General features: G+C 60.2%; 7 protein-coding genes. 3 read left to right on the top strand and 4 right to left on the bottom strand.

All coding sequences use genetic code 11. The features are described 5' to 3' along the window. Both HX846_RS25750 and HX846_RS25745 read left to right on the top strand, forming a co-directional pair. Positions 1-1,477, top strand: a 1,477-nt coding sequence (locus tag HX846_RS25750; RefSeq protein ID WP_178966345.1) for an FUSC family protein, incomplete at its 5' end; no start/stop codon positions are given. A gap of 20 nt (positions 1,478-1,497) precedes the next feature. Next, positions 1,498-1,683 (top strand): hypothetical protein, encoded by a 186-nt coding sequence (locus HX846_RS25745; protein WP_178966344.1) that lies wholly within the window; start codon positions 1,498-1,500, stop codon positions 1,681-1,683. Positions 1,684-2,284: 601 nt separating this feature from the next. Here HX846_RS25745 and HX846_RS25740 read toward each other — a convergent pair. Further along, positions 2,285-2,518, bottom strand: coding sequence for a hypothetical protein (locus HX846_RS25740; protein ID WP_157955084.1), 234 nt, complete (start codon positions 2,516-2,518; stop codon positions 2,285-2,287). A gap of 883 nt (positions 2,519-3,401) precedes the next feature. Beyond that, positions 3,402-5,105: an ABC transporter ATP-binding protein/permease gene (locus HX846_RS25735; RefSeq protein WP_087694520.1), complete on the bottom strand. Its 1,704-nt coding sequence runs from the start codon at positions 5,103-5,105 to the stop codon at positions 3,402-3,404. Positions 5,106-5,331: 226 nt separating this feature from the next. Between HX846_RS25735 and fhuF the strand changes: the two genes are divergently transcribed. Next, positions 5,332-5,988 (top strand): siderophore-iron reductase FhuF, encoded by a 657-nt coding sequence (gene fhuF / locus HX846_RS25730; protein ID WP_087694536.1) that lies wholly within the window; start codon positions 5,332-5,334, stop codon positions 5,986-5,988. Here fhuF and HX846_RS25725 read toward each other — a convergent pair. After that, on the bottom strand, positions 5,979-7,610 hold the full coding sequence (locus HX846_RS25725) for a cyclic peptide export ABC transporter (RefSeq protein WP_106803968.1): 1,632 nt from the start codon (positions 7,608-7,610) through the stop codon (positions 5,979-5,981). The genes fhuF and HX846_RS25725 overlap by 10 nt on opposite strands. Next, a partial coding sequence (locus tag HX846_RS25720; RefSeq protein WP_256739931.1) for an alpha/beta fold hydrolase occupies positions 7,611-8,523 on the bottom strand: 913 nt, incomplete at its 5' end.

Genomic DNA, 8,523 nt, shown 5'->3' with positions numbered 1-8,523 from the left:
CATCGTCGCGCCGCAGCAAGGTTTCGAACATATCGTCGGACGGGGCACGACCGTTGTTCTGGGGGTGTTGAGCCTGAGCCTGGTGGCCACATTATTCAGCCGCAAGACCGTCGAGCGCACACTGACCATGGCACTTCGCGACGTCTCGTCGCGCACCCTGCGGTTATTGGCCGTGCGGTTTGACGGCGGACCGGCGCGTGCGCAGGACCCGCTGGCCATCGATATCAGCAAAGTGGACGACCTTCTCGGGATTGGTCGGGGCGAGTCGGTGCTGATCCGCGCCAGGCTGGCGACCCTGCAGGCAGGACTTGCGTATCTGCATGCCGTGGTGCTCGACGAATGCGCGATACCTTCGCACGCTGGGATCGGCGCACAGTTGCGCCAGCTGGCTGAAGCCATGCCCGGGTTTTGCGTGGCGGCCGATCGTGTCCGGGAGCTGCAAGCCAGCCTTGAACCAGGCGCGAGCCAGCGGCGTCTGAATGAATCATTGGCCGAACTGGCCAGCGCCTTGTCGAGTTTTGCCTGTCTTGAGCGCGCGCCCCTGCCGCCGGCCCGCGCCGTGGGGTTTCACCGACACTACGGCGCTGCACTGCGTAACGGTGTGCGAGCGTTGCTGGCCACGCTGGCGACCGGTGCTGTCTGGTACCTCACCGGCTGGGACCAGGGGCCAACCTTGCTGGCCGTACTGGGTCCGTTCTGCACCTTGCTGGCCACCAGCGCGGCGCCCGAGCAAGGCATTGCGAGCCTTGCCAGGGGAACCTTCTACGCAATCCTGGCAGCGGCGGGGTGCAAGTTCCTGCTGTTGCCGCACATCAGCGGGTTCGGGTTGCTCACGGTGGTGCTGGTTGCGTTCTGGGCGGTCGGGATTCATGCCACGACCCGGCCGCGCCATGCCCTGCAAGGCGTCGCCTACCTGATTACGTTCAACACCCTGGTCGGCACCGCCGGGACCGCCCAATACGACTTCGCTGACTTCGTGAATCAAGCCCTGGCCTGGATGGTGACGCTTGCTATCTGCCTGCTGGCCTTCCAGTTGCTGCCGGGGAAACCCGCCAGCCACGCCGACGTCCTGAGGACCGCGCTGCACAAAGACACGCGCCGGTTACTGCGTCACGGGCACCGCATGGATCTTCTGAAGTGGCAGGCCACGCAACAGCACCGGATGGTTGCCCTGCAAGCGCTGTCGGGCGCCGATGAGGCCGGTGCCGTCTCGCTTCAACTGGGTCGACAGTTAAGGTTGCTGCACCGCAAGACACGCGACCTGGAGCCTCATTCGTCAATCGCCAGGTGTGTGCAAGCGGGCGATCGGCGTATTGCCAGATATGCCTTCGATTCAGCGATCAGCGCGGCCCAGGCCCGGCGTACGTCGAGATCACTGATCCGCCTTGGTGCCCGCGACCTGGCTGCTTGTTACCGGGATTTGGCGGGGTTGCTCGACCAATACCAGCGTGCCGATATCCGAACCAGTTTCAGCTAAAACAACGAAGGTGAGATGAAATGAAGCAACTCCTTATCTGGACGCTTTTCGGGATGATTGTGTCTGTGCCAATGGCGGTGCAGGCATCGGACGGGGCTGAGGCGCTGGCCCGCTGGCAACAGCAATTCAAACAAGAGCAAAAAAAGCTCGCCGAGCACCGGGCGCCTGGCCGTGATTCAAGGCCCAAGGTCGATCGCCAGCGATGAGCCGGTTCCCGGGGAATCGCAATCTGTCCAGAGCGAAGTGACGAGTTCGGTGTGATGCCCGGCGGTGCTGTTGCTTTATAGGCTGTCCGGGTCGCCAAAAAACATTTTGACTTGGCTCTAGGACGGTGCTTCTAGGCTTAGAAAAACCAACTATGCCCCCAGTTTTGCCCCCATTCGCATGCGATCCACGAACAATTGCGAGTGCGCGCCCTGGCGGTGATGCAATGGGGGACTTGATGGCTTTCAGCGTGTCTCTCCACTATGAGGATGAGTAGCGGCTAATCGCTTTCGTTGAGCTTGCAAGGTGTCTAGATAAGCCGGGGCGATTCATTTTCCTGATCATCAGGTTTTGCGTGAGGCCTCTCCAGGGTGGCTTGGCAGGATGAGACTCGACATTTACCTGCCAGAGCTGGGGCTCGCTATTGAGCATCAAGGAGAGCAGCACTACCGGCCTCTAAAGGTCTTCGGTGGTGAGGAGGCCCATCTACGGGTGGTGGAAAGAGACGCCTCCAAACGTAGGCTATGTGCTGAAAATGGTGTTGAGGTCATTGATTTTAAATTTGATGCGCCGCTTACCAAAAGCTCCGTCAGGCAACGCCTTTCAAGATTTTTTGGGGGTTAACGAATGAAGAATTTCAGGGGTTTTGACAGTGATTTCAATCTCCTCGTTGAGCTGATGGTGGCAACCAGAGGCTTCAACCACCTTTCGAGCAATGGCGATGAATTTTTCTTGCCACTCAACACCTTCAGATATGCCCCGAAATGATATTTGGCATGATGCAGGGATGGAGCAAGGTGGAAGTGGCTGGTCTTCGGATCGGACGTCATCAGTCAAGTTCATGTCTCCTTGCATAGTCCGGCCCTTACGCCGGAGCAGGTTGCTCTTTATGATGAAAGCACCCTTGGCCGAAGGGCGCTCAACTTAACAAGAGACGATGGCTCAGAGAGCCGGTCTGCGGCTCCATCCATGGATGGCGTAATCCAGGGTCACGATGGCAGCAGCTTCGGAAGCCACCTTGTGGAAAGTGTTGTCCTTGGTCTTGTCTCCGTAATCGCTGATGCCGCGAACGACTATTACAGGCACGTTCTGCTTGTTGCAGGCGTGGAACACCCCCTAAGCCTCCATTTCAGCTACCACAGCTTTGTCGTGAATGCCTTGGAGACTCTCGAAAAGTTTCGGGTCTCGAATTAGCAGTTCGCCGGAAGCAATGGTTGGCCGCAGCCACTTCAGTGCTAACGATACAAGCTCACGCGCCGGGTCTCGCAACTGCACACCTAATTGAGTAAGAGCGTTCACCTCGGCAGGAGACCAAGGCAGAGGCGAGGGCAGGGCAGGCGTAGATGGCATCCACCAGATCACCTCATCAGCTGCTTCGATGCACGCGGCTGCGGTGCTGGTCGAGCGCATGCAACCGACATGGGAAACCGCAGCGGGGTTGGTTGCCCCGGCGGGGTTGGTGCGAGTGCTGTGCGCTCAACCAGTGTTCGGCGGTCGTGGCCGCGAGAGCGTGCACTAGCAAGACACTCCCGTCGGTCTGCACGGTCAGATTGCCCGCGGAGCCTCCAGCCAGAACGGTTAAACAGCCTGCCCGACAACGCCTAAAGACTCTCAGGGTCCCCAAAAAACATTTTTCCAAGCCTCTAAAGCAATACTTCCAGGCATAAAAAGTTCAAATATGCCCGCACTTTGCGCCCGGTTGCGTCTGTCATCCTTCCATTCACATCGTTCGACTCACCGCCCTCTGCGTCCATTCCACCTCATTTTGCAATTCCAGGACGTGGCCATGAAAGCGCTCCAGTGAGGCGTGGTGGCCGACGCTGATCAGGATCGTCTCCGGTAGCATTTCCTTAAGTAGCTGGTAACAACACGCTTCATTGGCTGCATCCATCGCGGCGCTGCTCTCGTCGAGAAACAGCACCGCAGGGCGGGCCAGAAGGGCGCGTACGAAGGCGCAGCGCTGCTGTTCGCCGAGGCTCAGGGTTTGCGCCCAGTCACGCTCATGGGCCAGTTGGCTGTCCAGATGCTCCAGGCCGACTTGCTGCATGATGTGCTGCAACTCGGCATCCTTTTCTTCGGGGGCGGGATTGGGGTACCACAGTGTTTCGCGCAAGCTGCCCAAGGGTAGATAGGTTTTTTGCGAGAGCGTGAGCGTGCGCTCACGGTCATAGGCCACGGCGCCTGACGCATGGTGCCAGAGCCCAGTCACTGCGCGAATCAGCGTGGACTTGCCGAACCCCGAAGGGGCCTTGATCAGCAGGCTATCACCAGGCTTGAGTGCCAAGTTGAACCCTGCAAACAGTCGCCGCCCGTCAGGCAGCCAGATATCCAGATTGCGAATATCCAGTCCTTCGGACTGTTGCGTCAGCACCACATCCGAGTCGACCCTGACGTTATCCAGACGTTGCTGGAAGCCGTCCAGCCGATCAATGACCGACTTCCATTCGGCCAGTTCCGGAAACACCCCAACCAGATAGGCCACGGCGGCATGCACTTCGCCAAACGCCGCGCTGATCTGGGTGAGACGGCCGAGGGTAAAGGCCCCGGCGAAAAACTGCGGGGCCATGATGAACATCGGAATCACCGTGGCACTGCGCAGGTAGAAGGTCGAGTAACCCATGATCAGCTTCTGCTTTTTCACCAGGACCCAGAAGTTCTGCAAAGCAGCTTCCAGGCGCTGATTGAAACGCTGGCTTTCCACGGCCTCGCCCCGGTACTGGGCGACCGAATCGGCGTTCTCCCGCAGGCGCATCAACGAGAAACGGAAATCGGCCTCGCGCCGCTGCTGCATGAAGTTCAGATGGGGCAGGGCGCGGCCGAGCCAGAAGGCGAATCCGGTGCCCAGCAGCGCGTAGACCAACGCCACCCACACCAGCAGCCCGGGAATCACCAGGCCTTCGTCACCCCATGGAATGCTGACCAGGCCCGAGGCTTGCCAGAGAATATTCAGGAACGAAAACAGCGACACCACCGCCGTCAGCAGCCCCAGGCTCAGCTTGAGCGACTTGATGATAAACAGGTCGATATCTTCGGCGATGCGCTGGTCGGGGTTGTCTACCTCGGTTTCGGTCAGTTTCAGCTTCTGGTAGCGCTGGCTGTCGAGCCATTGCGCGAGCAGGTTGCGCGTCGACCAGCGCCGCCACAGCAAGGTCAGTTTCTGCTGAAAGTGAAACGCGCCGACGGTAAAGGCCGCCAGGCCGATCTGAAGCAGGATGAATTGCAGGCCGCCCAGCAGGAAGCCCGGGTAGTCTTTTTCCTGCAGCGCATTATAAAAATGCAGGTTCCAGAAGTTATTGAGGATATTGACACCCACCAGGCACAGGTTCATCGCCACCGTGGCCAGCAGCAACAGCAGGGCCGGGTATTTCTGTTCGGAGGTCCAGAAAGGCCGTGCCAGGCGCCAGAAATTGCGAAGTGTATGCATGAAGGTTAAAGAAGTCCGGTCGCTGGCGACGTTGAGTTTGCAGGATAGGGAGGATAGGATCCGCCAATGCTAATCGCTTGCATTCATAAGGGAAAGCGACAGGAGCCCCGTTATCGAATTTCCAGACTGGCTAAAGCAGGCATGGCCACCTATACAACGGGTCATCAGGCTTGAGCCGAATGACCAGCCTTTCATCCCATTAAGCCGTGTCGCCGATCCTGCCTTGCTGCAGCCCGTGCTGGCCGAGTTTGCCCTGCGCTATCCCGGCATCAACAAGCCTGCAGTGGTGTCGCAGTGGTCGATGAACTACATGAGCATCGTGGTGCCGGCGACCCTGGCCTGCCTGCTCACACGCCAGCAGGCGATCGACTTCTGGACAGATGGCAGTGTGTTGCACCTGGATGCCGGACAACCGCTGGCGTTGAACTTCACCAGTGGCTTGCCGACACTGACGGAACCTGAGCGCGTCCTCTACCTTTCGCGCTGGCTGCACGAGCACCTGGCACCGTTGTTCGCCACCCTGGCGGCAGCCGGTGGCTTGGCACCGAAGATTTTGTGGGGCAATTTCGTCGCGATCTGGGACGGTGCGTTCGACCGGTTCGACCCCGACCTGTCCCGGCCAGGCTTTGCCGAGGTGCACCGTTGGCTGGAGCAGGTCAGCGTTAACGACGGACGTTTGAAGTTGCGCGGCCTGCAACGCCAAGTCCCGTCGCCCGCACCGGATATTTGCCCGCGTCTGCCACTACGCCGGCATTGTTGCCTGCACTACCAGCTGCACCCGCTGGTTGAAGGCGAGCCGCTGGTGCTGTGCGAATCCTGCCCCAAACTGCACCGTCTGCCCTTGGCGGAGCAGGTCAGCTACCTGCACTCCCTCTATGACTGAGCGGCGCTGACCGTCAACGGCGCTTCGCTCAGGCGCCCATGCTCGATACGCAACAAGCGATCGGCAAGGCCGAAGTACGCGTCGTCGTGGGATATCACGATCACCAGTTTGCCGCGCGCACGCAGGTCCGTGAGGATGCGGGTGTAGAAGAAGTGTTTGAATACCGGGTCTTGGTCTGCGGCCCATTCGTCGAACAGGTAGCAGGGACGATCATCCAGATACGCACTGAGCAGCGCCAGGCGCTTGCGTTGCCCGGTGGACAGCGCCAGCGTGGTCAAGCGGCCCTGTTCGATTTGCACCTTGTGGTCCAATTGCAGGTGCACCAGGTAATCCTGGGCCTGCTGCACCAACTGCGGATCGTCGCCGTCGAACAGGTTTTCGAACAGGCAGAAGTCGGTAAAGATCGCCGAGAAGTGCTGACGGAAATGGTGGTTGTTATTGCTCGACGACACCTGCTCGTCGAGCATCACATCGCCGCTTTCCGGGCGATAAAGCCCGGTCAGCAACAACGCCAGGGTGGTCTTGCCGCTGCCGTTGCCGCCAGTGATAAACACCGTCTCGCTCGCCTTTAAGGTGACGTTGATCGGCCCGAGGGTGAAGTGGCCGTCTTCGCGTTCGCGGTAGTAGGTATGCGTCATGTCGCGGCACACAAGGCTGCGCACCTGGGTCGGCGCGAAGGTTTCCAGGGTTTCGCTGGCGCCCTGCATTTCGCCTTCCAGGGCGCGGATCTTGTTCAGCGCCACGCTGGCACGGCCCAGGGTTGGCAGGGCGTGCATCAATTCCGAGAGCGGCGTGATCATGTACAGGATCGCGAGGATATAGCCGGTGACCAGGCTCACGCTCAGCTCGATAAAGTGCGGCGCTACAAACAACACCACGCCGATCAGCAGGTAGAACACCGCATTGCCCCAGTTCATAACCACCGCATAGATGCTCATGCCGCGCACAAAGTCGCGCCGGTATTGCTGGCTGACCGGCAGCAGCAGGCGCGTAAAGAAGTGTTGGCGACGCGGGTGATTGAGCTGCAGCTCCTTGCTGCCATCAGTCAGCAAGCGGTAATGCTCGAACAGTTGGTCCTTGAGTTCGCGCGCGCGGGAAATCGACGTCAGCGCCCGGCGTTGCGGCCAGTTGAAACTCAGGCTGCCGAGCATGATCAGCAACACCGTCAAGCCCAGCAGCGGCAAGCTCAGCCATCCCAGGTAACCCAGGCAAGCGATGATGATCCCGCCGTTGACCAAAAGGATCGGCACCAGCTCCACTGCCTGGCTGATGGTTTGCGTGTCGTCGGTCAACATCGCCAGCAGCCGGTGCTTGCCCAATCGTTGCAATTGCGCATAGGGCGTGTCGATCAGCTTGGCGCTCAAGTGCAGGCGCATATCGTTGACCGCCGCCTGGCCGAGGCGCAGCAGGCTGATATCGGAAATAATCCGCGACACCGCCACCAGCAGCACCAGTCCACCGAAGTACAGGCCGTCAATCGGTCGCAGTTGGTCGAACACCGTGAGGCTGTGGTTGATCATCGCGATCAACCCTGCTGCCGCAAGTCCGCAGGCCAGGCCGGTCAGCGTCGCCACCAACAGGGCGCGCCACGAGCGCTTGGCCATGAGCATCAGCAAATCCATTCAAACTGCTCCGTCTGTCGCCAGGGCCGCAAGGCCGACGATCAATTGTTGATGCATCGTGGGTTGTTCCAGGATGTTCAAGTGTTGCGCCTGCACCACGTCACGCACCCATGGCCCGCTGCTCAGCTGTTCCCACTGCGGGTCGGCAAAGTCCGCTGCTTGCAGCGTGGCATCGGCCCACCAGATATGCACCGGGCAGCTTAGCCGTGGCGGCTGGAAGCTGGCGAGTAACTGCTGCGTATGTTGCTGGTAGCCAATGCGCGTGTGCAGATGTTCCCAGCTGTCGCCCTGCAGTTGCAGGCCTTGCTGGTGCGCCCATTGCGCCAGCGCGGGCAGGCGCTCGGCGGCGGGCAGTTTAGCCAATCGAGCAGTCAACGCGGTGGAAACCGATGCCGGCAAATTGCGCAACCGCGCCTGGCTGTCAACGGTCAGCGCCTGCGCGGCTGAGTCGAGCAATGCCTCGACGCTATCGTCCTCGTCCTGTCGCTGGTATTGCGAGTCGAGGATGCCAAGAAATGCCACCTGTTCGCCGCAACGTTCCAGCTGCGCCGCTGCGGTGATCGCCAGCAGCCCGCCCAGTGAAAACCCAAGTAGATGATAGGGGCCTTGGGGCTGCTGCTGGCGCAGTTGCTCGACATACAGCGCTGCGAGGCTGTCGATGTTGCCGTCGAGCGCTATGCTGTCGTCGCCCAGATACGCCGCCTGCAAGCCCCACACTTGCCAGTTGGGTAGATGGGGCAGCAGCGCGCGGTAATCCTGCACATGGCCGGTGGACGGGTGGAAGCAGAACAGGTTGGTACCCGGTCCCGCCGCCGACAGCCGCACCAGCGGCGACAACGTGAACTGCGCCTGCACCAGCGCTGCAAATGCCGCCACGCTTGGCGCATTGAACACCGCATTGACGGTGACCGGC

Origin of the sequence: Pseudomonas sp. K5002, assembly GCF_013386655.1 — a bacterium.
In the GTDB taxonomy this organism is placed as follows: domain Bacteria; phylum Pseudomonadota; class Gammaproteobacteria; order Pseudomonadales; family Pseudomonadaceae; genus Aquipseudomonas.
The sequence above is the reverse complement of the archived record's forward strand: the minus strand, read 5'-3'. Positions and strand labels throughout refer to the sequence as shown.

What these genes read in the sequence shown, in the direction of transcription:
- HX846_RS25745 (WP_178966344.1), top strand. Translation starts at nt 1,498, where the DNA reads ATGAAGCAACTCCTTATCTGGACGCTTTTCGGGATGATTGTGTCTGTG.
- HX846_RS25735 (WP_087694520.1), bottom strand. Translation starts at nt 5,105, where the DNA reads ATGCATACACTTCGCAATTTCTGGCGCCTGGCACGGCCTTTCTGGACC.
- HX846_RS25725 (WP_106803968.1), bottom strand. Translation starts at nt 7,610, where the DNA reads ATGGATTTGCTGATGCTCATGGCCAAGCGCTCGTGGCGCGCCCTGTTG.